22 protein-coding genes are annotated in these 23536 nt (G+C 65.7%); 19 read left to right on the top strand and 3 right to left on the bottom strand.

Features of this window, described 5'->3' with window-relative positions:
• Positions 1–229 precede the first annotated feature (229 nt).
• Genes WS75_RS06650 through WS75_RS06565 form a run of 18 tightly spaced genes read left to right on the top strand, consistent with a single transcriptional unit; the run spans position 230 to position 17110 of the window.
• The gene (locus WS75_RS06650; protein WP_059679701.1) at positions 230–925 is read left to right on the top strand and encodes a beta-ketoacyl synthase chain length factor; all 696 of its coding nucleotides are present in this window, start codon (positions 230–232) and stop codon (positions 923–925) included.
• On the top strand, positions 909–1703 hold the full coding sequence (locus tag WS75_RS06645) for a lysophospholipid acyltransferase family protein (RefSeq protein ID WP_059679700.1): 795 nt from the start codon (positions 909–911) through the stop codon (positions 1701–1703). The genes WS75_RS06650 and WS75_RS06645 overlap by 17 nt, the downstream gene beginning before the upstream one ends.
• On the top strand, positions 1678–1983 hold the full coding sequence (locus WS75_RS06640; protein WP_059525678.1) for a phosphopantetheine-binding protein: 306 nt from the start codon (positions 1678–1680) through the stop codon (positions 1981–1983). Before WS75_RS06645 ends, WS75_RS06640 begins: the two co-directional genes overlap by 26 nt.
• The gene (locus tag WS75_RS06635; RefSeq protein WP_059679699.1) at positions 1980–2228 is read left to right on the top strand and encodes an acyl carrier protein; all 249 of its coding nucleotides are present in this window, start codon (positions 1980–1982) and stop codon (positions 2226–2228) included. Before WS75_RS06640 ends, WS75_RS06635 begins: the two co-directional genes overlap by 4 nt.
• A 2-nt stretch (positions 2229–2230) precedes the next feature.
• Positions 2231–2866: a hypothetical protein gene (locus WS75_RS06630; RefSeq protein WP_059679698.1), complete on the top strand. Its 636-nt coding sequence runs from the start codon at positions 2231–2233 to the stop codon at positions 2864–2866.
• Positions 2863–4554: an AMP-binding protein gene (locus tag WS75_RS06625; RefSeq protein ID WP_059679697.1), complete on the top strand. Its 1692-nt coding sequence runs from the start codon at positions 2863–2865 to the stop codon at positions 4552–4554. Before WS75_RS06630 ends, WS75_RS06625 begins: the two co-directional genes overlap by 4 nt.
• Positions 4551–6257, top strand: a complete 1707-nt coding sequence (locus WS75_RS06620; RefSeq protein WP_059679696.1) for a glycosyltransferase family 2 protein — start codon at positions 4551–4553, stop codon at positions 6255–6257. Before WS75_RS06625 ends, WS75_RS06620 begins: the two co-directional genes overlap by 4 nt.
• Complete coding sequence (locus WS75_RS06615) at positions 6244–7854, top strand: HAL/PAL/TAL family ammonia-lyase (RefSeq protein ID WP_059679762.1); 1611 nt, start codon at positions 6244–6246, stop codon at positions 7852–7854. Before WS75_RS06620 ends, WS75_RS06615 begins: the two co-directional genes overlap by 14 nt.
• A complete protein-coding gene (locus tag WS75_RS06610; RefSeq protein WP_059679695.1) occupies positions 7851–8279 on the top strand; it encodes an acyl-CoA thioesterase in 429 nt (142 codons plus the stop codon). Before WS75_RS06615 ends, WS75_RS06610 begins: the two co-directional genes overlap by 4 nt.
• Positions 8270–8938, top strand: a complete 669-nt coding sequence (locus WS75_RS06605; RefSeq protein WP_059679694.1) for a LolA family protein — start codon at positions 8270–8272, stop codon at positions 8936–8938. Before WS75_RS06610 ends, WS75_RS06605 begins: the two co-directional genes overlap by 10 nt.
• Complete coding sequence (locus WS75_RS06600; protein ID WP_059679693.1) at positions 8938–11349, top strand: MMPL family transporter; 2412 nt, start codon at positions 8938–8940, stop codon at positions 11347–11349. The genes WS75_RS06605 and WS75_RS06600 overlap by 1 nt, the downstream gene beginning before the upstream one ends.
• Positions 11346–12533 (top strand): beta-ketoacyl-[acyl-carrier-protein] synthase family protein, encoded by a 1188-nt coding sequence (locus tag WS75_RS06595; protein ID WP_059679760.1) that lies wholly within the window; start codon positions 11346–11348, stop codon positions 12531–12533. Before WS75_RS06600 ends, WS75_RS06595 begins: the two co-directional genes overlap by 4 nt.
• A gap of 1 nt (position 12534) precedes the next feature.
• Positions 12535–13038 carry a hotdog family protein gene (locus WS75_RS06590; RefSeq protein WP_059679692.1) on the top strand — a complete coding sequence of 168 codons (504 nt, stop codon included), beginning with the start codon at positions 12535–12537 and terminating at the stop codon, positions 13036–13038.
• Positions 13035–13760, top strand: a complete 726-nt coding sequence (locus WS75_RS06585; protein WP_059679691.1) for a 3-ketoacyl-ACP reductase FabG2 — start codon at positions 13035–13037, stop codon at positions 13758–13760. The genes WS75_RS06590 and WS75_RS06585 overlap by 4 nt, the downstream gene beginning before the upstream one ends.
• Positions 13760–14989 (top strand): beta-ketoacyl-ACP synthase, encoded by a 1230-nt coding sequence (locus tag WS75_RS06580; protein WP_059679690.1) that lies wholly within the window; start codon positions 13760–13762, stop codon positions 14987–14989. The genes WS75_RS06585 and WS75_RS06580 overlap by 1 nt, the downstream gene beginning before the upstream one ends.
• Positions 14986–16206 carry a beta-ketoacyl synthase N-terminal-like domain-containing protein gene (locus WS75_RS06575; protein ID WP_059679689.1) on the top strand — a complete coding sequence of 407 codons (1221 nt, stop codon included), beginning with the start codon at positions 14986–14988 and terminating at the stop codon, positions 16204–16206. The genes WS75_RS06580 and WS75_RS06575 overlap by 4 nt, the downstream gene beginning before the upstream one ends.
• Before the next feature lie 32 nt (positions 16207–16238).
• Entirely contained in the window at positions 16239–16664 is a 426-nt protein-coding gene (locus WS75_RS06570) for a hypothetical protein (protein WP_059679688.1), read from the top strand.
• Between the two features lie 11 nt (positions 16665–16675).
• On the top strand, positions 16676–17110 hold the full coding sequence (locus WS75_RS06565) for an excinuclease ABC subunit A (protein WP_082729510.1): 435 nt from the start codon (positions 16676–16678) through the stop codon (positions 17108–17110).
• A gap of 45 nt (positions 17111–17155) precedes the next feature.
• Here WS75_RS06565 and WS75_RS06560 read toward each other — a convergent pair whose 3' ends face one another.
• Positions 17156–17875 carry a class I SAM-dependent methyltransferase gene (locus WS75_RS06560; RefSeq protein ID WP_059679686.1) on the bottom strand — a complete coding sequence of 240 codons (720 nt, stop codon included), beginning with the start codon at positions 17873–17875 and terminating at the stop codon, positions 17156–17158.
• Between the two features lie 110 nt (positions 17876–17985).
• Here WS75_RS06560 and WS75_RS06555 point away from each other — a divergent pair, with 110 nt between their 5' ends.
• The gene (locus WS75_RS06555; protein WP_059679685.1) at positions 17986–19233 is read left to right on the top strand and encodes an NAD(P)/FAD-dependent oxidoreductase; all 1248 of its coding nucleotides are present in this window, start codon (positions 17986–17988) and stop codon (positions 19231–19233) included.
• Between the two features lie 188 nt (positions 19234–19421).
• Here WS75_RS06555 and WS75_RS06550 read toward each other — a convergent pair whose 3' ends face one another.
• Both WS75_RS06550 and WS75_RS06545 read right to left on the bottom strand, forming a co-directional pair.
• Entirely contained in the window at positions 19422–21623 is a 2202-nt protein-coding gene (locus WS75_RS06550) for a glycoside hydrolase family 3 C-terminal domain-containing protein (protein ID WP_059679758.1), read from the bottom strand.
• A gap of 501 nt (positions 21624–22124) precedes the next feature.
• On the bottom strand, positions 22125–23384 hold the full coding sequence (locus tag WS75_RS06545) for an oligosaccharide flippase family protein (RefSeq protein ID WP_059679684.1): 1260 nt from the start codon (positions 23382–23384) through the stop codon (positions 22125–22127).
• Between the last annotated feature and the right edge of the window lie 152 nt (positions 23385–23536).

The following is a 23536-nucleotide window of genomic DNA, read 5'->3' as shown; positions in this document are numbered from 1 at the left end:
GCACCGAGTTACCGCTTATTCAGTCGCAGCGATTGACAATCCGGGTGCCGGCTTCGCGAACATTACGATTTCCCGTTTTTTCAGGTAGTACCGGAAGGGGGAGTCGACGGCGCGAGTCCGGTGGTCAATATGCGATGGGCGGATTTCATGGAAAGCGGAGCGCAACCGCCTGATACCGGGTGGCGCCATATAACAACACCCAAGAGAAGCAATCCTAACGAGAACAACAATGGCCGATTTGCATTGGACTATGCCAATCGCCAGATGGACGTCGATTTCGACCGCGGGGGTACCGGGCGTCGAAGCCCTCGATCCGATGGTGCGACGCCGCTTGAGCCGGCTGTCGCGTCTCGCGCTTCAGGCGGCCTACGATTGTGCCGGAGCGGAAAATCCGTTGCGCATGGTGTTCGCTTCGCGTCACGGTGAGCTGACGCGCACCACCGGCATTCTCGCCGACATTGGCGCCTCGGAACCTGTCTCGCCGACGGCATTCAGTCTCTCGGTTCTCAACGCCGTTACGGGCATTTTCGGAATCGCCCGTCGCGACCGAACGGCCGCCACGGCGATCGCGGCCGGCCATGAAACCCTCGGCTACGCGCTGCTCGAAGCCTTTTCCCAGTATGCAACGTCGCCGGACTCGCCGGTGCTGCTCGTCTATGCGCACGAGCCAGCCGATCCTGTCTATGGCGATGTCGACGACGATCCCGAGAGTGTCGGGCTGGCCATTCTGATTGGCGCCGATGAATCGGCCGACTATCTGACGTGTGAGATGGCGGCGGACGGGGCGGGCGATGCGCGCGATGCCGACGATGCGGCCGGTACGCAAAGCGAGGCTGTGCTGCGTTGCCTGTCCACGCGCGCCACGGCGTCGTGGCGCGGTCAACACGCATCCTGGCGGTGGAGCTGGCATGATCGCGCGGCTTGACTACGGCTGGCGTCTGTTCGCGACCGGTGCGAGCCTGGCGTTTTTCGCGCTGTGCGGATCGGCGTTCTCGTTGTTGGCGATCGTCGTCGGCGGACTATGGCCGCATCGGCGCTCGCGCCAGCGTGGCGTGACGCTTGTCATCCACTATTTCTTCCGCGCGTTGGTCGCGATGCTGCAACGCGTCGGCGTGATGAAGCTTGAGCTGAGCGGCGCGGAGCGCCTTGCAAAGGACGGTCCGGCAATCGTCGTCGCGAACCACCCGACCTGGCTCGACGTCATGGTGCTGCTGTCGCTGACGCCGAAGGCGTGCTGTGTCGTAAAGCGTGGTCATTGGGGCAACCCCTGTTTCTGGGGTATCGTCCGCGCGGCCGAGTACGTCAGCAATGCCGATGCCGTGCATCTCGTCGAGGCCGGCGCGCGACAACTGGCGGCGGGCTACACGATGATCATCTTCCCGGAGGGGACGCGCAGTCCGGGCGGCAATCGCCTGCATTCGTTCTCACGCGGTTTCGCCCATATGGCGCTGCAATCCCGCAGCCGGATCCAGCCGGTGCTGATCCATTGCGACCCACCCGTATTTACCAAGGCGCTGCGTTGGTATCACGTGCCGGCTCGAGCATTTCGTATGCGCATCGACGTCCTCGAGCCGATGGACCTGAACCGGCTGGCGTCGAACGAGACGTCACCATCGATTGCCGCTCGCAGCATCGCCCGCGAGGTGGAAGTGCACATTACTCAAAGCCTGTTTCAGCATGGATACTTTAAAACTGCAAATTAAGCAGCTTCTGATCGAGATGCTCGATCTCAGCGACATGGCGGTCGACGATATCGACGACGATGCGCCACTGTTCTCGACGGACGGAATCGGTCTCGATTCCGTCGATGCGCTCGAAGTCGGCATCATGCTGCGCAAGAAATTTCACCTGACAATCGCCGCGAACGACGAACGCACGAAAGCGCATTTCCGTTCGATCAACACGCTGGCGGCGTTCATTGCCGACCAGCAGTCTCATCAGGCATCGCAAGAAGCAGTGCTGGAAAAAGGGAGTCACTCGTGACCGACGCAGAAATCCTGGAGCGCATCCGCGCCATCTTTCATGAGAATTTCGCGATCGAGCCGGAGCGGGTGACACCCGAGACGCACCTGTTCGAAGAGCTCGATCTGGACAGCATCGACGCAGTCGATCTGGCCATCAAGCTTCAGGAAATGACGGGCAAGCGCATCAAGCCGGAAGAGTTCAAGTCCGTACGGACCGTCGGTGACGTTATCGCCGCCGTTCACGTGTTGCTTGCGTGCGCTTGACGATGCCGGTGACGGGCATGCGCGCTACTACCGGCACGGTCCTGCCGCGCTGGGCAGGTGTCGCGATCAGGGCGGTGCTGGTCCTGGCCTATCCGCTCGTCATCCTGTTTGCGTGGCAGAGCATGTCGCCGCGTTACGTCGGTTGCCTGCTGATCGTATTGCTGTGGCTGCAGCGCACGGTCGGCAAGGGCACGCTGGCGAAGGCGCTCAAACGCCTCACGCTACTCGACTGGGGCGTGGCCGGTGCATTGACCGCGTTGTCGGCCGCGATTGCCGTGACCGATAGCGAACGACTTCTTCATCTCTACCCGGCATGCGTGAGTGTCGGCTTGTTGGTCGCGTTCGGCGCGACACTGCGGCACGGTCCGACCATGATCGAAAAATTCGCACAACTGACCTATCCCGAGCCGAGTCCGGAAATCGTCCGGTACACGCGGCGCGTCACACAGGTCTGGTGCGCGTTCTTTATCGTAAACGGCAGCTTTTCGGTTTATACGGCGCTGTGCTGGAGCCGTGCGGGATGGGCGCTTTACAACGGGCTGATCGCGTATGTGCTGATCGGTGCGCTGATTGCAGGCGAGTGGCTGTTGCGCCGGTTCGTCATCGCCGTCGCGCACAAGCGGACGGGTGCAACATGATCGCGCTGCACGAGATGTTGTGTGCCGAAGCGGATAGCGGAGTGGCGGTCTGTCGCGACGGCGCCGAGGTGTTGACGCTGGGTGATCTGCGCGCTCGCGCCGGCGCGATTGCGAGGGTGGTGGCAGCCAGCGGCGCGCGACGGGTCGCGATCTGCACGGATGATCCGTACGAGTTCGCGTGTGCATTGTTTGCGGTTGCGGCGGCGCACGGGGAAGTCGTGATTCCTGCCAGCAGCGCGCCCGGCTATCTTGATGCGCTGGCTCATGCATACGACCTCGTGCTGGATGAGCCGGCACTGGCCGCGTGCGGGTACGACACGGAGGTCGGATCGGCAATCTTCAGCCGCCCGATCGACGCTGCCGCAGCGGTGACGCTTTACACGTCGGGCAGCAGCGGCACCGCGAAGCCTGTGCGAAAGTCGCTTGCGCAGCTCGATGCCGAAGTGCGCACGTTGCAGCGCGAATGGGGCGGCCAGATAGGCGCGGCAGTGACGCTGTCGAGCGTACCGCATCACCACATCTACGGACTGCTCTTCAGGATCCTTTGGCCACTGGCGGCAGGCCGCGCGTTTGACCGGAAGTCGGTGCTTGAACCGCTGCAACTGGAGCAGCGGCTCGCCGAATACGGTGGCGGTGTCGTGGTCTCCACGCCGTCGCAACTCATGCGCTGGCCGGCGTTGCCCGGCTTTCCGATGCGGGTGCCCATGCCGCGCGCGTTCTTCTCGTCGGGCGGCCCGTTGCCGGCCGATGCGGCTACGGCCTATTCGAACGCATTCGGCGCCGCGCCGCTCGAGATCTTCGGCAGCACCGAAACCGGCGGCATTGCGTGGCGTCGCCAGGACGTCGCGCACGCGTGGCAGCCGCTGACCGGCGTCGACGTGCGCTGCGACGACGATGGCGTGCTGTGCGTTCGCTCCGCCCATCTCGGCCACGATCGCTGGCACCGCACCGACGACACCGCGCGATTCGACGCGCACGGTCGCTTTGAACTCGCCGGACGACGCGATCGCGTCGTCAAACTGGACGGCAAGCGTGTATCGCTGCCGGAACTCGAAGCGCGGATACTCGCGCATGCATACGTCGAGCAAGCGGCGGCCGTGGTGGTCGACGGCACGACGCGCGCGCACGTCGGCGTCGTGGCGGTATTGACCGCGGCGGGGCGCGATGCGCTGGCGGCGGATGGACGGGTTGCCGTTGCCACGACCTTGCGGCACGCGCTCGGTGCATACTTCGACGCGGCCGCATTACCGCGCTACTGGCGGTTCCTGCACGCGATGCCGTTCGATGCGCGCGGCAAGTTGCCTGCCGCCGCGCTGGCGGCCGCATTCACCGCCACACCGGAGGGCTTCGAACTGCTCGCTTCCTGGCGCGGCGACGACGCGTTGCATTACGAGTTGCGCGTGCCGCCTACGCTTGCGCATTTCGATGGACATTTTCCGGGGCTGCCGATCCTGCCCGGCGTCGTGCAAATCGACTGGGCTGCGCGCCTGGCTAGTCGCGAGATGCCGGCCGTGCGCGAAATCCGTTCCGTCGACCACCTGAAGTTCAAGGCGCCGGTGCCGCCTGGCGCGGTGCTGTCGCTGCGTATCGCGCATGACCCTGTACGCGGATGCACACGCTTCGCGTTCCGCTGCGGCGACCGCGAATGCACGTCGGGCGTTTTGGTCTATGGCACGGCGGCACGATGAGCGACACCTGCATCGTCATTCCGATCTACAACCATCGCGACGCGATCGGCGGCACGCTCGCGCGCCTCGCCGTGCACGGCCTGCCGATCCTGGTGATCGACGACGGCAGCGACGAGCCGACGCAACAGGCGCTGGCCACGCTGGCGGCGCGCTACGCGGGCCTCGTGACGCTGCTGCGGTTGCCCGTCAACGGCGGAAAGGGCGCGGCGGTCATGGAAGGTCTGCGCGCGGCGCGTGCCCGGGGCTACCGTCACGCGATTCAGATCGATGCCGATGGCCAGCACGACGCGGCCGATGTGCCGAAGTTCGTGGCGGCAGCGCAGGCCGAGCCGGACGCCGTGATTCTCGGCCGGCCGCGTTTCGACGACAGCGTACCGAAGGCGCGCCTGTACGGCCGCTACCTCACCCATGCATGGGTATGGATCGAAACGCTGTCGCTGGACATTCCCGATGCGATGTGCGGGTTTCGTCTTTATCCGGTGGACGTCGTCTGCGAACTGATCGACGCGGTGCCGATGCCGACGCGAATGGCTTTCGACAGCGAAATCCTGGTCCGTCTTCACTGGCGCGGCCTTGCGTTCAGGACGGTTCCGACGCGAGTCGTCTACCCGGTCGACGGCGTGTCCCATTTCGATGTCTGGCGCGACAACGTGCGCATCAGCCTGAGCCACACGCGGCTCGTCGCGGGGATGCTCGTGCGCGCGCCGATGCTCCTGACACGCCGTCTGGTCGGGCGGCGCGGCGCGGCGCCGACGGGCCGCACGCGCGCATGGTGGCGCATGCCGGAGCGCGGTAGCCGGATCGGCATGGCGTTGCTGGCGCTCAGTTGCCGCTGGTTCGGCAAGGGCTTCACGTCGTTCTGGCTGCATCCCATCGTCGGCTATTTCGTGCTGACGAATCGTACGGCGCGCACCGCGTCGCATGCGTATATCGCGCGCCTGCGCGATGCGGAAGCGGCGGCCATGCCGAAGCCGGGATGGCGCAGTGCTTACCGGCACATGCTTGCCTTTGCGCAGGCAGGATTCGACAAGTTCGTCGCGTGGTCCGGCCGTCTCGACGAGCTCGACGTGCGTTTCGACGATTCGTCCGCGTTCGATGCGCTCGCGGCGAGCGGGCGCGGCGCGCTTGTGATCGGCGCGCATCTGGGCAACCTAGAGATGACACGGGCGCTTGCGCTGCGCGATGCACACACGAAGGTGACGGCGATCGTCTATACCGAGCATGCGAAGCGTTTTACCGGCGTGCTTGCCGGCGCGAATCGGGAATTCGGCAAGCAACTCGTAGAGGTGTCGAACTTCGGACCGGATACGGCGATGATGATGCAGTCGCGCATCGACGCGGGAGAGTTGCTCGTGATCGTCGGCGACCGCGTGCCGCCGCATGATTCCGGTAAAACGGTCGACGCCCGCTTTCTCGACGCGACTGCCCCGTTTGCGCAGGGCCCGTATATCCTCGCCCACGCACTTGGCTGTCCTGTCTACCTGTTCTTCTGCCTGAAGGAGGCGCGCGGCTACCGCCTCTATTTCGAGCCGTTCGCCGACAAGATCGAGCTACCGCGCCGTGAGCGCGCCGAACATGTCGCGGCATGGGCGCAGCGCTACGCCGAGCGGCTCGAACACTATTGCCGCAAGGCGCCCTACCAATGGTTCAACTTCTTCGATTTCTGGGCGCGGCCCGATGGAGGTCCGCGTGGCGGAGCATGACATGAACGACGTCGCGGCATGCACCGCCGCGTATCGGAACCGGCCTGCCGTCGTGGTCGGGGGCCGGCATCTGACGATCGAGGACGTCGTCGCGATCGCCCGCGACGGTGCGCCTGTCGCACTGAACGCGGCGCCCGAATGGCGCGCGCGAATCGAGCGCGGCGCAAGCTGGCTGCGCGCCTATCTCGCGAATGGCGGCACGCTGTATGGCGTAACCACCGGTTATGGCGACGCCTGCGTGGTAGAGGTGCCGCCGTCGCTCGTCGAAGCGCTGCCGCTGCAGCTGACCCGCTATCACGGGTGCGGCATGGGGGACTGGTTCGATGCGACGCAAACGTTGTCCATCATCGTCGCGCGGCTCAACTCGCTCGCCTTCGGCTACTCGGGCGTGCGGTTCACGCTGCTGGAACGGCTGGCCGACATGGTGAATCACCGCATCCTGCCACGCATTCCATCGGAAGGCTCGGTCGGCGCGAGCGGCGACCTGACACCGCTGTCCTACGTAGCCGCGGCGCTGGTCGGCGAGCGCACCGTCGTGTTCGACGGCACCGAGCGGGACGCGCGGGAGGTATGGCACGCGATCGATCGCACGCCGTTGACGCTCGCGCCGAAGGAAGGACTGGCGTTGATGAACGGCACGGCGGTCATGACCGGGCTGGCCTGTCTCGCGTTTGCGCGCGCCGACTACTTGACGCGCGTGGCGGCACGCCTGACGGCATTGACCACTGTCGCGCTCGATGGCCGGGCTGGGCACTTCGATGCGCGGTTGTTCGACGCGAAACCTCACGCGGGGCAAGCGGAGGCGGCGGCGTGGATACGCGCCGATCTGGTCGGGCGCGACGAATTGCCCGGACGCCGCTTGCAGGATCGCTATTCGGTACGTTGCGCGCCGCACGTGATTGGCGTGGCGCGCGACGCGTTGTCGTGGATGCGGCGCGATATCGAGAACGAGCTGAACAGCGCGAACGACAACCCGCTGATCGACCCGGACGAAGGGTGCGTGCTGCACGGCGGGAATTTCTACGGCGGTCATATCGCGTTCGCGATGGATGCGCTGAAGACCGCGGTGGCCAACCTCGCGGACCTGATGGATCGCCAGCTTGCGCTGCTGGTCGACGACAAGTTCAGCAACGGACTGCCGCGCAACCTGACGGGCGCCGGGCCGGAACGCTCGGCGATCAACCATGGGTTCAAAGCCGTGCAGATCTCGTCTTCCGCGTGGACGGCGGAGGCGCTGAAGCTCACGATGCCGGCGAGCGTGTTCTCCCGCTCAACGGAGTCGCACAATCAGGACAAGGTCAGCATGGGAACGATTGCCGCGCGCGATTGCCTGCGCGTTCTGACGTTGACCGAACAGGTTGCCGCGGCGCATGTGCTCGCGACCGTGCAGGCTACCCGGCTGCGACTTCGCGACGATCCGCAGACGCAGCTTTCGCCCGCACTTCGCGCGTTCGTCGATGATGTGGATCGTCAATCGCCGCTGGTGGTCGAGGACCGGCCGCTCGAAGCCGAGTTGCGTGCGTTGACCGCGCGCCTTGCCGCATGCGAGGCGATCGGCGGCTCGTCCGACGGAATCCGGCACGAGGAGGTGGCATGAACGCGTCTCGTCCGCCGCTGACCGCGACTGCCCGTGTCGAGGTCCTGTTTCACGATGTCGATGCCATGAACGTCTGCTGGCACGGACATTACTTGAAGTACTTCGAGAGCAGCCGAGCTGCGTTGCTGCGCATGATCGACTACGACTATCCCGCGATGCTGGCGTCGGGCTATATGTGGCCGGTGGTGGAGGCGCATCTGAAGTACGTTCGCCCGGCCCATTACAGTCAGCAGCTCGACGTGCGCGCGACCCTGCTCGAATTCGAGAACCGGCTGAAGATCGGGTACGAAATCGTCGACGCAGCGTCCGGCGAGCGCCTGACGAAGGGGTATACGGTGCAACTGGCGGTCGATGCGACGACGCGCGAACTGCAGTTCGTGTCTCCGCCGGCCCTGATCGAAAAGGTGCATGCACGATGGGATTGAATTCGCACTACCGACGGTTTGTGGCGGTGACGCTGGCCGCATCCGTGACGTTCTCCTGCGGCACGGCGCTGGCCGCCCCGCCGCCGGTTACGGCGTCGCGGCCGGCGAATGCCGCGCTTGTGTCGGACGTCGCGGCGCGGCTTGCGCGGGTCGGCGCGATTCGCGCGGATTTTCGGCAGACGCAGACGCTGTCGGCGATGAAGGCGCCGCTCGTCAGCACTGGATCGATGTTGTTCGATCGCAGGTCGGGCGTCGTTTGGCGAGTCGAGACGCCTTACAAGGCCACTTACGTGATCACCGATGGCGGCGTGCGCGAGGTCGGCGCGGACGGGCACCTCGTCGCGCCTGGCGGTGGCGGCCGCGGCGTCGCGCAGGTGTCGCGCATGATGCGCGACATGCTCGGGGGTGACCTGTCGGCGCTGTACGCGCAATTCGACGTCGATGCGAGCGGAACGCCGGAACGGTGGCGGATGGTGTTGCGGCCGAATCAGCCGCAACTCGCCCAGGCGGTCCGCGTGCTCGAAATGAGCGGAGGCACCTATCTGGGCCGGCTCGACCTGACTTTTGCGAACGGTAATGTGACCGCGCTGGAGTTTGCCCGGCCGACGCCGGTCGACGCGCCCGCGCCGGCCGAGCGCGCGTGGCTGGAGGCCCGGTGATGGATGCGGCGCGTGATGTCGTCGGCGCATCGGGCGAGCGCGCGCGGCGGCGCGTACTGTGTGCTGCATGGCTGCTCGTTGCGCTCGTGGCGGCCGCGTACATTCTGTCGCGCTTCTTGAGCGGGGCCGCGCCGCTGCAGACGAACCTGCTCGCGTTGCTGCCGGCAACCGAGGCAAACCCGGTTGCCGAGCGAGCGGTCGACATGCTCGGTGATGCGCTCGGCAACCGCACGGTCTACCTGGTCACCGCCCCGGACGCCGCCCGCGCCAAGGCCGCCGCGAAACAGTTTGGCGCGCGGCTCGATGCCAGCGGAGCATTTCGTTCGGTGACGGTCGAGGTGCCGCCATTCAATCTGTCGGATATCTCGGCCACTTACATGCCAGCTCGTTTCGGTCTGCTGACGGATGCGGACCGCAGATCGCTCGAGCAAGGCGGAGCCACACTCGGCGAACGATTGGTCCGGCGTCTCTATGCACCGCCCGTCGAAGGCTTGCAGACCGCCCTGGCGGACGATCCGTTCGGCTGGTTACAGCACTGGCTCGGCGAGCTGCCGCTCGCGACGTCCGGTCTGTCGCTCGAGGACGGCATGCTGGTATCGCATCGCGATGGCGCAACAGGCGTGCTCGTGATGACGTCGTTACCGGGTTCGGCCTACGAGTCGAAGGTCCAACGCGCAGTGCGCGTCGCGACGGACGATGCGGAGCATGCGCTCGCGGCCGACTTCCCGGGCGTTCGCGTCGACCGTGCCGGCGCAGTCTTTCATGCGCAAGCGGCGCGTGCCAGCGCCGAGCGCGACGTACACGTGATCGGCGCGGTATCGCTGGGCGGCATCGCGTTACTGCTCATGAGCGTATTCCGGTCGCCGCGCCTGCTGGTGCTCGCGTTCGCGTCGACGGCATTCGGCATCGTGTGCGCGATGGCGGCAACGCTGCTCGTATTCGGCAAGCTGCACCTGCTGACGCTGGTGTTCGGTGTGAGTCTGATCGGCGAAGCCGTCGATTATTCGATCCAGTATTTCGTCGCGTACCTGTCTGCAGGGCGGCAATGGGACACGCGTCGCGGCTCGGCGGCGGTCAGGCCGGCACTCGTGGTGGCGCTGGCGACCAGTCTGCTGGGCTACGCGATCCTGATGTGGGTGCCGTTCCCCGCGCTCAAGCAGATCGCATGCTTTGCGATCGTCGGGATCCTCAGCGCGTTCGCGGCGGTCACCGGCTTTTTGCCGCTCATGCTCACGCAGGGGCCACGGCGCGTGCCGTCAGGCATTTTCTCGAGCGCGGCCCGCCTGCTGCGCGGATGGCAGTCGCTGCTGGCTGGCCGGCGCGCCCTGATCGCTGCCGTGCTGGTTGCGCTGGTTGCGATCCCGGGTTGGGCCGTCTTGAAGAGCGACGACGACATTCATCTGCTGATCCAGCGCGATGCGGACCTCGCGCGGCAGGAGAGCAATATCCGCGCGGCGGTCGGGCTGGCGAACACGGCACAGTTCTTCGTCGTTCAGGGCGCGACGCCGGAGGAGGTGCTCGAGCGTTCCGAGGCACTGATCGGATCGCTCGATCAGCAGCGGGTCGGTCGTGTTCAGTCGATCACGACGTTCGTGCCGTCGGCCAGGCAGCAGGCGCATGACCGCGCCGTGATGGACACGCACGTGTTTGGCGATGCCGCCGCACTGCGCGCGGCGCTGGCGCACGCGGGCTTCCGCGACGAGGTGATCGACGCGTGGATTAACGCGCATTCCAGCAATGCCGCGGCGACGCTATCCGTCGACACGTGGCTGGCGGCACGCTGGTCGGCGCCGTTCCGTTATTTGTGGCTCGGACGAATCGACGGCGGCGCCGGCCCCGTCGATGCGGCGCTAGCGACCCCCGAGCGAGTCGATGCGGCGAATGCTGAGACGTTCGCGGCCGTCGCGCGCACGTTGCCGGGCGTATCGTGGGTAGACAAGGCATCGAGTGTGTCGAGACTGTTCGGTGCCTATCGGGTCGACAGCGGCCTGTGGCTGGCTGGCGCGCTCGTCGTGGTCGCCGGACTGCTGATGTGGCGCTACGGCGTGCGCGGCGGCATCGCAACGACGTTGCCGGTCGTGTTCGCCATCGCGTTGACGCTTGCGGCGTTCGGCTATGCACGGGTGCCGCTCACGCTGTTCAATTGGCTCGCGCTGATGCTGGTGCTCGGCGTGGGCGCCAACTACGCGGTGTTCCTCCGCGAAGGCTGCATGCGGGACAACGCTGACCTTGGCGCAGTGTGGACCGGCGTGTTGCTGTCGGCGGCCACGACGTTGCTGTCGTTCGGGATGCTTGCAGCGAGCGCCATGCCCGTGCTGCGCAGCTTCGGCACGACCCTTGCGATGGGCATCGTGTTTTCGGTGCTGTTCGCGCCGCTTGCCACGCCGTCCGCGAAGGAGTGTCGCGCATGAATTCGAAACAGGCGCCGGGTTATCTGTCGGCACCCGGCATGATCAACGCGCTTGGCGCAACCACGGACGAGATCGTTGACGCATTGTGCGCCGGCATCGCACCGGGCATGGCGCCGCGCACCGATGTTCCCGCCGGCGGCTGGGTCGGGCGCGTGCGGTCGCCACTCGATGTCGCGCCGCCCGAATCCCTTGCGCATTTCGATTGCAGGAACAATCGCCTGCTGCTTGCGGCGCTGGCGCAGATCCGATCCTTCGTCGACGCGGCGATCGCGCGTTACGGCGCGCGCCGGGTCGGCGTCGTGATCGGCACGAGTACGTCCGGGATCCAGGCGGCAGAGCAGGCATTCGCACAGCGTGCCGCAACGGGCGCGATGCCCGCCGGATTCGACTATCGGCAGACGGAAATCGGCACGGCGGCGCCGTTCGTGCGTGCGGTGCTGGGTGTGGCCGGGCCGGCCTACACGCTGTCGACGGCCTGCACGTCGAGCGCGAAGGCATTTGCAGCCGCACGCCGCCTGTTGCAGCTGAGGCTGTGCGACGCGGTCGTCGTCGGCGGAGCGGATTCGCTGTGCGAGCTGACGCTGCAAGGCTTCGCGTCGCTCGAATCGGTCAGTCCGGGGCGGACCAATCCGATGAGCCGGAACCGGAGCGGCATCAACATCGGCGAAGGTGCCGCGCTGTTCGTGATGTGCCGCGACGAAGCCGCGGTCCGGCTGGCCGGCGTCGGTGAGTCGAGCGATGCGCATCACATCTCGGCGCCGGACCCGGCAGGATATGGCGCGGAGGACGCGCTGCGCGCCGCGCTCGCGGACGCCGGTGTGCCTTCGTCCGCGATCGGCTACGTGAACCTGCACGCGACGGCGACACGCCTGAACGACGAAATGGAAGCGAACGTGACGGCGCGGGTGTTTCCGCACGGCGTGCCGGCGAGCGGGACCAAGCCGCTGACGGGCCACATGCTGGGCGCGGCTGGCGCGACCGAGCTCGCGTTCGGCTGGCTGACGCTGGCCCGCGGGATCCGGCTGCCGACGCACGTCTGGGACGGCGAGCACGATCCGGCGTTGCCGAAACTCGATCTCGTCGAGGGCGAGCGCCGCCTCGCGGGCGATGCAACAGGGCGCTATGTAATGAGCAATTCGTTCGCTTTCGGCGGCAGCAATGCCAGCCTGATTCTGGGAGCCTGACATGCATGCCGGACCATTGATCGACGCGCTGCACGGCGGTGCGGATATTCCGATCGGGAGCGTGCCGGACGTCTTGCCGCATCGCGGCACGATGCTGCTGCTCGATGCGATCGAGCGCTGTTCTGAAACCGGCATCGAGGTGAGCGCGACCGTGCGCCGCGATGCGTGGTATGCCGACGGCAGCGGGGCGATGCCGGCATGGATCGGCATCGAGCTGATGGCGCAGGCGATCGCCGCGCACGTCGGCCTGCTCGCGGCACATGCGGGCGGCCGCGCGAAGCCGGGCGTGCTGCTCGGGGCCAACCGCTATGTCGCGCATCGCGCGACGTTCGGGGCGGACACGGTGCTACGCATCGTCGCGCGGGAATTGCTGCGCGGCGACGAGGGGCACGGCGCATACGAATGCGCGATTCATGCTGAAGGTGAGTGTTGCGCGGAAGCCGTCGTCAAGGTGTACCAACCGAACGATTTCCAATCTTTTATCGAAGGGAGCTTCAATTCATGACTCGGCGAGTTCTCGTGACAGGGGCGAGCCGCGGCATCGGCCGCGCCGTGGCACTGCGCGTGGCGTCAGACGGCTTCGCCGTGACGGTTCATTGCCGCACCGGGCGCGAGGCTGCGGAAGCGGTCGCAGCGACGATTCGCGCGCAAGGCGGCACGGCCAGCGTGTTGCAGTTCGACGTGCGCGATCGCGCGGCGTGCCGGCGTGAGCTGGAGGCCGACGTCGAAGCGAACGGCGCGTACTACGGGATCGTGTGCAACGCGGGCGTGACGCGGGACGGTGCATTTCCGGCGTTGTCCGAGGAGGACTGGGACGTCGTGATCGAAACCGGGCTGGACGGGTTCTACAACATCGTTCATCCGCTGACCATGCCGATGGTGCGCCTGCGCAGTGGCGGCCGCATCGTGACGATCGCGTCCGTGTCCGGCGTGACGGGCAATCGTGGTCAGGTCAACTACAGCGCCGCGAAAGCCGGCCTGATCGGCGCGACCAAGGCGCTGGCAGTCGAACTGGCATCGCGAAAGATCACGGTCAATTGCGTTGCTCCGGGGCTGATCGACACCGGCATGCTCGACGACGTGTCGCTGGAGCACGCGTTGAAGATGGTGCCGATGGGCCGCGTCGGCCAACCCGACGAAGTCGCGGCGGTCGTCGGATTCCTGATGTCGGATGTGGCGACCTACGTCACCCGGCAAATCATCGGCGTCAATGGCGGGATGGTGTGATGAAGCGAGTGGTCGTGACGGGGATGGGCGGCGTGACCGCTTTCGGTCAAAGCTGGCCGGAAATCGAGGCGCGTTTGCGCAGCGGGCGCAATGCGGTACGGCGCATGCCGGAATGGGACTGCTACGAATCGCTTCATACGCGGCTCGCGTGTCCGTTGCCGGCCTTCGAGTTGCCGGCCACGTATCCGCGCAAGAAGACGCGTTCGATGGGGCCGGTTTCGATGTACGCGGTGCGAGCGAGCGAGCTCGCACTGGCGGATGCGGGGCTGACCGACGATCCGTCGATCCGGGACGGTCGGATGGGCGTCGCGTACGGGTCGTCGTCGGGATCGGTCGAACCCATCCGGGCCTTTGGAACGATGATCGAGACGGGGTCGATGCGGGACGTCACGTCGAACAGTTACGTGCAGATGATGCCGCATACCACGGCGGTCAACGTCAGCCTGTTCTGGGATCTGAAAGGTCGGATCGTGCCGACGTCGTCCGCCTGCGCGTCCGGCAGCCAGGCGATCGGCTATGCCTACGAGGCGATCGCGACGGGCAAGCAGACGCTGATGCTGGCGGGCGGCGCCGAAGAATTGTCGGGACCGGCGGTGGCGGTGTTCGATACGTTGTACGCGACCAGCACGCGCAACGATCACGCGAACCTGACGCCGCGCCCGTTCGATGTCGATCGTGACGGCCTGGTTGTCGGGGAAGGCGCGGCGACCTTGGTGCTCGAGGAATACGAGCACGCGATCGCACGCGGCGCAACGCTCCATGCGGAGATTGTCGGTTTCGGTTGCAATTCCGACGGCGCACACATTACCCAGCCGACGGCCGAGACGATGGCGGTCGCCATGCGTCTCGCGCTGGGTGATGCGGGGCTCGATGCCGATTCGATCGGCTACGTCAACGCGCACGGTACGTCGACTGATCGAGGCGATGTGGCGGAGAGTCACGCGACGGCGTCCGTGTTCGGCGAGCGGATGCCGATCAGCTCGCTGAAAAGCTATGTGGGCCATACGTTGGGCGCGTGCGGCGCGCTCGAGGCGTGGTGGACGATCGAGATGATGAAGCGCAACTGGTATGCACCGACGCTCAATCTCGAGACAGTCGATCCGGCCTGTGCACAGCTCGACTACATCGTCGGCGACGCGCGCCGGATCGATGTGGAATTCGCGATGAGCAACAACTTCGCATTCGGCGGGATCAACACGTCGTTGATCTTCCGGCGGGCCGCCCTATGACGGCGCGCGTCGTCGTCACGGGGCTCGGCATCGTGTCGTGCCTCGGTAATTCGCTGGACGAAGTATCGGCCGCGCTGCGAGCGGGTCGCTCGGGTGTGAGTCACGTGAACGCGTGGTGTGAGCGCGGTTTTCGCAGCCAGGTGGCAGGGGTGGCGTCGGTCGCACCGGCGGCGCGATTCTCGCGCAAGCATGAGCGGTTCATGGGCGACACGGCACGCTTCGCCGCGCATGCGGCTGCGTCGGCGCTCGACGATGCGGGCATCGATGTCGGGATGCTTCGTTCGCCGCGCGCGGGCGCGATCGTGGGGTCGGGCATTGGATCGATTGCCGATTACGACGATGCGATGTCGATTGCGCAGCATCGCGGTATCGACAAGACGCCACCTTATGTCGTCCCGAAGGCAATGAGCAGCACGGCGTCGGCGTGCGTTGCGCAGTTGTTCGGCATCGAAGGCGTGTCGTACTCGCCGTCGTCCGCGTGCACGAGCGCGGCACTCGCGATCGGGCACGCGACGCAATTGATCCGGTCCGGTTGCCAGGACATCGTGCTGGCGGGCGGCAGCGAGGCGCTGCACGACAACATGACGTTGATGTTCGACGCGATGGGCGTGTTGTCCAGTGGTTTCAACAGTACGCCGGATCGCGCGTCGCGTCCGTATGCGCTTGGCCGCGACGGCTTCGTGATTGCGTCCGGCGCAGGCATTCTCGTTCTCGAATCGCTCGAGCATGCGCGTGCGCGTGGTGCGCGAATTTACGCGGAGGTCGCGGGGTTCGGCCAATGCACGGACAGCGCAGGCATGGCGACGCCTCGCGCGACGGGGATCGCGCGGGCGATGCGCGGCGCGCTCGACGGCGGCGGACGGCGTCTGGACTACGTCAATACGCACGCGCCATCGACGCCGCTCGGAGACATCGAGGAACTGAAGGCGCTCATCGACGTATTTGGGGGCGACGTGCCGGCGTTCTCGTCGACGAAAGGCATGACGGGGCATCCGCTCGGCGCGAGCGGGGCGCATGAAGCGATCTATACGATCCTGATGATGCGCGACGGTTTTGTTGCGGGCTCGGCCGTCGGCCGCGAGCCCGACCCGGCACTCGCCGGCATGCCACTCGTTCGCGACGCGCGCGAATGCACAATCGAGCGGGCGCTTTCTGTTTCGTTCGGATTCGGCGGCAGCTGCGCAAGTGTGTTGTTGGACGCCTGGAAAGGCGATTGATGTGAACTTACTGAGCTGAGAGGACGATAACAATGAAGCACAAACGACATCTGGCCGGCATGTTGGTCGCGGCATCGTTGCTGACGGGGTGCGGCACCGTGGTCCGTTCGCTGCCTCTGCCGGCAGCGGCGACTGCATCGGACGCGAGCGGCGTCGCGATCTATTTCGGTGCGCAGCCGCACCCGGACGTCAAGACCAGCATCGGTCCGCGTTCGGAATCGGTCCGTGTGTCGCGCGGGACGCAAGCGGAACAGCCGACGTGCGATCAGGCGTTGGCCGAAGCGCTGAACCGTCTTCGCGTCTATGCGAAGAATCATGGCGGGAATGCGGTCATCAACGTGACGACACGCTTTCATGAGAAGCGTTCAAATTCGACGAGCGAGTATACGTGCGGCGTGAGCGGTAGTGCCGGTGCGATCGCCGTGTCTGGCGACGTCGTGCAACTGAACGCGCAATAACGGGAGTACACGTGAAATATCGCATTGCACTGGCACTGTCTTGCGCGATGTTCGCAGCCTCGGCTGCAAACGCGCGGGACACGATCAACGATTATCCGATCGAGAGCGCATTGAAGAGCGAGGCGGGCAAGCTCGATGATGGCATCGCGCTCTATTTCGGCGATCAGGCGCATCCGCGCGTCATCCAGTCGTACGGTTCGTTCGCGACCAACAAGAAGACCAATTCGTTCGGCAAGAGCGACGAGGCGGCGTGCCAGCATGTATTCCTGTCGGCCGTGATCGAGCTTCAGGCGCGCGCGCGAAAGGAGGGCGGCAATGCCGTCATCGGCATCAAGAGCAATTACCGCAACGTGTTGCGATCCAGCGCGACCGAGTTCACGTGCGGTGCCGGTGCGGTCGTGGCCGGGGCAGCACTGACCGGCGAGGTCGTGACGTTGAAGCCGTAACCGGCACGCGTCGGGAAGGGGCCGCCAGACGGCGGCCCCGTTCACTCAGGCCGGTTTGCGTGCAGCGACATTGACGAGCGTCTCGCGGCGCTTGCCGGGCTTCGGTGCATACAGGCCGATGCGCTCGAGCAGGCCGAAGTCTTTCGCGCGGCTCCACCACAGGTAGGGAAACGACACGTTGCGCGGTTCGAACGCAAACCCGGCGTGGCGGAGCATCGCAAGGTAGCCGTCGGCGCTTTTCTGAACCTGCATCGGGTGACGGAACAGCAGCCGGATCACCCATGACTTGATGTACGCATCGGTCGATTCAGCGAACAGCAGCAGCCCGCCGGGTTTCAGCACGCGGTGAAAGTCGGCCAGTGCATGTTCCTGGTCGACGAGATGGTGAAAGGTCTGATGGCAGAACACGATGTCGACGCTCGAATCGGCGAGCGGAATTTGCGTGCAGTCGGCGTGATGCAGCTCGACGGGCGTTGCGCAGCGATGCGCCTCTTCCGACGCATGCTTGAGCGAGTCATCGTGGCAATCGATACCGATGATCTTGCCGGGCGAGAACGCTTCGCTCAGCAGGCGGAACGACTTGCCTTGACCGCAGCCTGCATCGAGGATCACGGGCGCCGTCGGCAGCGGCGCCGCGACAAGCCGCTTCAGATCGTCGATGGCCACCCTAAGCACGTGATGTTCCCAGGTATGCGTGCGAAGAAACCAGATGCCGAATCGGGTTTCGGGAACAAAGGCGGGAGCGTGCGGGCGGTAGGACGTCATGGGCCTCTCGTCGGAATCTTGGATTTGTTGAGCGCCTATTGTAATTTGCAACGTCAAATCGTGGTGTGAGAAACGTAAGATACCCAATCATTCGAAGTGAATTGCCAAGCATGACTGAAATGAAATCGAACTCGATCGACGTCGCGATCATCGGGGCAGGACCATCCGGTGCAGTGGCAGCCGCGCTGCTACGCAAGGCCGGCCGCTCGGTGCTGGTGCTCGAACGCCAGCATTTTCCGCGCTTTTCCATCGGGGAAAGCCTGTTGCCACAGAGCATGCGGTATCTCGAAGAAGCGGGAATGTTGCAGGCAGTCGTCGAGGCCGGCTTCCAGTTCAAGAACGGGGCGTATTTCGTCTATCGCGACAGGATGTCGTCATTCGATTTCCGCGAGAAGTTTTCCGACGGCTGGGGAACGGCGTATCAGGTCGAACGCGCCACGTTCGACGATCTGCTGATACGTTGTGCGGCTGAACAGGGCGCGGACGTGCGATTCGGTCATACCGTACGCGCTTTCGAGCCCGGCGATACGCCGCGGCTCGACGTCGTCGACGAGGCAGGCCACGAATATTCCGTTCACGCGTCGTTCGTACTCGATGCGAGCGGGTTCGGTCGCGTGTTGCCGCGCTTGCTGGGGCTCGAGGCACCCACCGGCCTGCCGACGCGCGCGGCCATCTTTTCGCATGTCGAAGATCGTTTGCCGGCCGGGTCGACCGATCGAGACAAGATCTGCATTGCTGTCCATCCGGCGCGACGCGATGTGTGGTTCTGGATGATTCCGCTGACGAACGGACGTTCGTCGGTCGGGTGTGTGGCCGATGCCGGATTTCTGGACGTGCCGGAAGCGCAGCAGGAATCGCTGTTGCGTGACTTGCTGCAGAGCGAGCCGACACTGTCGCGGCTTGTCGGCAGCAAGCCGTTCGTGATGCCGGTGCGCCGCATTTCAGGCTATGCGTCGAATGTCGAGTCTCTGCACGGCCGCGGCTATGCATTGCTCGGTAACGCGGGCGAATTCCTCGATCCGATCTTCTCGTCGGGCGTGACGATCGCGCTGCGGTCGGCCCATCTGGCGGTTGCCGTGCTCGAACGGCAGTTGCGCGGTGAGACGGTCGACTGGGCGCGCGATTACGACGTCGCGTTGCGCAAGGGCATCGACACCTTCCGCGCCTTCGTCGAGCGTTGGTATTCAGGGACGCTGCAAGACATCGTGTTTCATGAAGACAAGGCATCCGACGTGAAGCGTATGGTCTGCTCGATCCTGGCCGGCTACGCGTGGGACGAGTCGAATCCGTTCGTGCGGGAACCGGCGCGCGGCCTCGACGTGCTCGCAGAATTCTGCCGTTCCGGCGGCCTCGACTGATTCACCCGAGCCGCAAGTGCGACACGGGCAGGCGAGGACGTCGTGAGACGTCCGGGCTTCCCGTTTCGCCTGTCAGCCGAGCAATCGGGTGCACGCCGGCCGCCTGGCGCATCATTCGCCGCGACAATCGTGGCCGCGCGCGCCAGGCGACAAGGGGGCTCCCGACGCCCGGCTCGCCGGCTGTCTGATTAGCTCCCCTGCAGCCGGATATCGCGCGACGACGCGCCCACATACACCGTCCCGCCCGGCACGACCTTCCATCCGTTGCGCGACGTGTCCCACACGCTCTGCATCCGCGGCGACACGGTCACGCGGACATGCCGCGCCTCACCCGGATTCAGCTGGATCTTTTCCCAGCCGACCAGCCGCTTCGGCGGTTCGTCCTTATACGGCACGCCGAGATAGACCTGCGGCGTTTCCGCGCCGGCGACGCGGCCGTCGTTGCGCACGGTAAACGCGACGCTCAAGGAACCGTCCCGTTGCCGCGACACCGACAGGCCCGAATACGCGAAGTGCGTGTACGACAGCCCGTAGCCGAATTCGAACATCGGCTTGATGTTGCGCGCGTCGTACCAGCGGTAGCCCATGTTCAGCTTCTCCGCGTAGACGGGATCGTTCTCGAACGCGCCGTTTTGTCCCCATGTCGGCGAATCCTGGTCGCGCGCCGGGAACGTGACGGGCAGCTTGCCGGACGGATTGACCGCGCCGAACAGCACGTTCGCGATGGCCTTGCCGCCGCCTTCGCCCGGATACCACGCCTCGACGATCGCCGACACGTTGTCCTTCCACGGCATCAGCACCGGATTGCCGCTCTGGACGACGACGATCGTGTGCGGATTCGCGCGCGCGACGGCTTCGACGAGCGCATCCTGGTTCGACGGGTTCGCGAGGCTCAGGCTTTGCAGATCGCCGAAGTCCTCGCCGGCCGGTTGCGCGACCACGACGATCGCGACATCCGAGCGGCCCGCGAGCGCCGCGGCCTGGTCGATTTCCTGCTGCGTGTACGCGCGGAACGGGGACTGCTGGTCGCTGTTGCCCGCGAACGTGACCTGTGCCGACGGCGCGAGCGCACGGATCGCCGCGACGATCGGCACGTCGACCTTGAGCCACGGATTGCGCCACCAGCTGCAACCCGTCGACGACCCGAACGTCAGCCCGCCGCAGCCCGGGAACGAACCCGTGACCGGATCGCGCGTGTTGCCCGAGCCGCCGCCCGACAGCACGGCCGCATCGGCGTGGCCACCGATCACGGCTATGCGCGACAACGCCGCGGCCGCCAGCGGCAACTGGTTGCCGTCATTCTTCAGCAGTACGATCGACTGCTCGGCGACCCCCTGTGCGAATCGGTTCGCGGCCGCGAAGTCGATCGTACCGCCGCCCTTGGCCGGATCGTCCATCACGCCGACGCGAATCATCACGGCCAGTTTGCGGCGCACCATGTCGTCCAGGCGCGCGGTCGACACGGAGCCGTTCGTGATTGCCTGCTTGACGGCGGCTGGCGTCAGGTAGACCGACGGTCCGACGTCCTCTTCCTCGTCGAGCCCGGCGTTGATCGCGGCGGCCGTGCTGTGCGTCGCGCCCCAGTCGGATTGCACCTGGCCCTGGAAGCCCCATTCGTTCTTCAGCACGTCGTTCAGCAGGTGACTGTTTTCGCAGGCGTACGTGCCGTTCAGGCGGTTGTAGCTGCACATCACGCTGCCGGGCTGCCCGCGTTTCGCGGCGATCTCGAACGGAAGCAGATAGAGTTCGCGCAGCGTGCGCTCGTCGATCTGCGTGTTGCCGCCCATCCGGCCATGCTCCTGTTCGTTGCCGGCATAGTGCTTGATGGTCGCGATGACCTTCTGCCGCTGCGTCGCGAGCGTGCGCTCCGCGAGCAGGTCGCCGGCGAGCAGCGGATCCTCGCCGAGATACTCGAACAGCCGGCCGCCGCGCGGCTCACGTGCGAGGTTGGTGCCGCCGCCGAGGCCCATGCCGAACCCTTGCGCGCGCAACTGAATCGCGACCTGCTTGCCATAGTCGTACGACAGGCGGCGATCCCAGCTCGCGGCGACGGCGATCGTCGCGGGGAAGGTCGTGCTCGCGAGCGACGTGCTGCCGGAGCCGGTCGCCGAGTCGACCATGTTGAGATCGGGAATGCCGAGCCGGGGCACACCCTGGATGTAGCCGGCGCCGCCGCCTGGCACCTTCGACATTTCGTATTGCGAATGGATGAACTGCAGTTTCTCGTCGAGCGTCATCTTGCGCACGAGGAGGTCGGCGCGCCGCTGCACGGCGGAGGACGCGAACGCGTCGGCCGCGTCGCCCTGTGAATTGAAATCGGCGTTGCCTGCGTAGGCGCTGGTGCAGAGGGTCGCTGCCAGCACGGCGGCCGGCCAGAGTGTGTCCCGCATGTTGCTCTCCATGATCGTATTGCTCGTTGTTCGGATGATGTCTGGAGCTGCGCACGCCCGGCGGATTCGCACCGGACGCATTCGGCTGGCGATGCAGGGTGGTTGCGCGTCGGCATGCCAGGACAGGCGGGGAATCGTTACGGCCGGTTGGGCCCGATCGGACAACGCGGACGGCGACGCGGACCGTCCGACACTGCCGAATCGGATGTAGCGATTCTCTGCAGTGACTAATCGTACGAATGTAGTTTGACTACAGCATCAGTGTTTCTACCGATACGTATGATCTTTTTTTCGATGCGCGTGCGCGGCGTGGGAAAAAGACGGTCATCGTTCCCGATCCGGCGTATGCGTCGGAGTAAGAAGTACCTGCGCGCGAGCGTCTGGCGGGGAGGAAGGCGCAGAGGTGCGTGCCCGCGCGATGCGGTTCGTTGCGCGCGCATCGAATGGAGTGCCATTCGATTCCGGCCGCCTCGGGGGGATCGGGGCGGCACGAACGGTGCGCTAGCCGCGCCGCGCGACGGGACTGCCGGGCATCGGTATCCCGGCGCGATAGACGACGGTTGCAAGCGCCGCGGCGACGGCAGCCTCGGCCGTCAGCACGGCGGCGGCGGCGCCCACTTCGGCGAAGTACTTCGCGAGCACCGGCACGAGCACGATGTTCAGAATGCCCGATGACATGAGCACGCGCGTGAATTCGGACTTCATCCCGAGCGGCAGCATCGTCTGCACACCGAAGAGGTCGGTCATCCCGGCCATGAATGGAATGAAGGCCATCCACCGCAGAACCTGGACCGTCGGTTCGTACGAAGGCCCGTACAGGATGCGCACGGCGAGCGGCGCGCCGAAGAAGATCGCGAGCGAGATACCGAGCACCATCGCGACCTGCACGACGAACAGCTTGCGCAGGAAAGAAAACGCGTCGTTTCGCGCATGCCGCATCAGATAGCTGATGCGCGGATAGGTGGCAGCCTTCAGCGGCTGGAGCATGCTGAGCGCCGCGCGGATCAGCTTGTCGCCGGCCGCGAAATAGCCGGCCGCGACGTTGCCCGACACGAAGCCAAGCAGCACGGTGTTGGTCGACGCATAGAACGCGATCGATGTCGATGCGAGGAACACCTGCCAGCCGCCTTTCAGCGATTCGGCGATGTCGGCGAAACCGACGCGAACGAAGTCGATTTCGCGCTGGGCATACAGATAGACGGCCAGCACGAGCGCGGACAGCGTCGGGACGGCGGCGTTGACGATCATCGCGCGGTCGATGTCCGCCGGGCTGTGCACGAGCGCGAACATCGCGGGCAGGCTCAGGATGCGGCCGATGAACAGGATCACGCTCAGCGCGCGCAACTTCTCCATGCCCTGGAAATACCAGCCCGGCGTGAACGCCACGCCGGCCACCATCCCGAAGCCGATCAGCAGCAGGTCGCGGTCCTCGCCGAAGCGGCCGACGAGGACGATCAGTCCGACTAGCACGATGAAACAGATCACGGCGATGCCGATCTGCGCATACAGCGTCGCCCAGAAGATGCGGGAGCGTTCGGCGCGGTCGTCGCGGGCGAGCGCGATGCGCGGCGTGGCGGTCAGGTCGAAGCTGTAGCTCGTGCAGTTGGTGAGGTACGCGATGACCGCCAGCGAAAACGCGAGCTGCCCGTAGCCTTCCGGGCCGAGCGCATGCGTGAGCAACGGTGCGATCAGCAGCGGCACCGCATACATCGAAATCTGCAGCGTCAGCAGCAGCAGGAAATTCTTCTTGAGGTTAGACATTCGCTTGGTCGGCGCCGTGGGTGTTGCTGGGCGGCGGCGTGCGGGCCGCCGTGCGCTCGCGCGGCCGGTCGGCGCTGACCCGGCTGCGTAGGTTCGCGGCCCGTTCCGGCAGGCGCCGGCTTCGTCCGGCGATGCCGTACACGGCCACATCG

This window comes from Burkholderia sp. FL-7-2-10-S1-D7 (assembly GCF_001524185.1).
Classification (GTDB): Bacteria; Pseudomonadota; Gammaproteobacteria; order Burkholderiales; family Burkholderiaceae; genus Burkholderia; species Burkholderia diffusa.
Note: the sequence above shows the minus strand (reverse complement) of the source record. Positions and strands in the feature narration are given on the sequence as shown.

What these genes read in the sequence shown, in the direction of transcription:
- WS75_RS06595 (WP_059679760.1), top strand. Translation starts at nt 11,346, where the DNA reads ATGAATTCGAAACAGGCGCCGGGTTATCTGTCGGCACCCGGCATGATC.
- WS75_RS06620 (WP_059679696.1), top strand. Translation starts at nt 4,551, where the DNA reads ATGAGCGACACCTGCATCGTCATTCCGATCTACAACCATCGCGACGCG.
- WS75_RS06575 (WP_059679689.1), top strand. Translation starts at nt 14,986, where the DNA reads ATGACGGCGCGCGTCGTCGTCACGGGGCTCGGCATCGTGTCGTGCCTC.
- WS75_RS06605 (WP_059679694.1), top strand. Translation starts at nt 8,270, where the DNA reads ATGGGATTGAATTCGCACTACCGACGGTTTGTGGCGGTGACGCTGGCC.
- WS75_RS06650 (WP_059679701.1), top strand. Translation starts at nt 230, where the DNA reads ATGGCCGATTTGCATTGGACTATGCCAATCGCCAGATGGACGTCGATT.
- WS75_RS06625 (WP_059679697.1), top strand. Translation starts at nt 2,863, where the DNA reads ATGATCGCGCTGCACGAGATGTTGTGTGCCGAAGCGGATAGCGGAGTG.
- WS75_RS06590 (WP_059679692.1), top strand. Translation starts at nt 12,535, where the DNA reads ATGCATGCCGGACCATTGATCGACGCGCTGCACGGCGGTGCGGATATT.
- WS75_RS06640 (WP_059525678.1), top strand. Translation starts at nt 1,678, where the DNA reads ATGGATACTTTAAAACTGCAAATTAAGCAGCTTCTGATCGAGATGCTC.
- WS75_RS06545 (WP_059679684.1), bottom strand. Translation starts at nt 23,384, where the DNA reads ATGTCTAACCTCAAGAAGAATTTCCTGCTGCTGCTGACGCTGCAGATT.
- WS75_RS06570 (WP_059679688.1), top strand. Translation starts at nt 16,239, where the DNA reads ATGAAGCACAAACGACATCTGGCCGGCATGTTGGTCGCGGCATCGTTG.
- WS75_RS06600 (WP_059679693.1), top strand. Translation starts at nt 8,938, where the DNA reads ATGGATGCGGCGCGTGATGTCGTCGGCGCATCGGGCGAGCGCGCGCGG.
- WS75_RS06550 (WP_059679758.1), bottom strand. Translation starts at nt 21,623, where the DNA reads ATGCGGGACACACTCTGGCCGGCCGCCGTGCTGGCAGCGACCCTCTGC.
- WS75_RS06585 (WP_059679691.1), top strand. Translation starts at nt 13,035, where the DNA reads ATGACTCGGCGAGTTCTCGTGACAGGGGCGAGCCGCGGCATCGGCCGC.
- WS75_RS06610 (WP_059679695.1), top strand. Translation starts at nt 7,851, where the DNA reads ATGAACGCGTCTCGTCCGCCGCTGACCGCGACTGCCCGTGTCGAGGTC.
- WS75_RS06630 (WP_059679698.1), top strand. Translation starts at nt 2,231, where the DNA reads ATGCCGGTGACGGGCATGCGCGCTACTACCGGCACGGTCCTGCCGCGC.
- WS75_RS06560 (WP_059679686.1), bottom strand. Translation starts at nt 17,875, where the DNA reads ATGACGTCCTACCGCCCGCACGCTCCCGCCTTTGTTCCCGAAACCCGA.
- WS75_RS06580 (WP_059679690.1), top strand. Translation starts at nt 13,760, where the DNA reads ATGAAGCGAGTGGTCGTGACGGGGATGGGCGGCGTGACCGCTTTCGGT.
- WS75_RS06555 (WP_059679685.1), top strand. Translation starts at nt 17,986, where the DNA reads ATGACTGAAATGAAATCGAACTCGATCGACGTCGCGATCATCGGGGCA.
- WS75_RS06645 (WP_059679700.1), top strand. Translation starts at nt 909, where the DNA reads ATGATCGCGCGGCTTGACTACGGCTGGCGTCTGTTCGCGACCGGTGCG.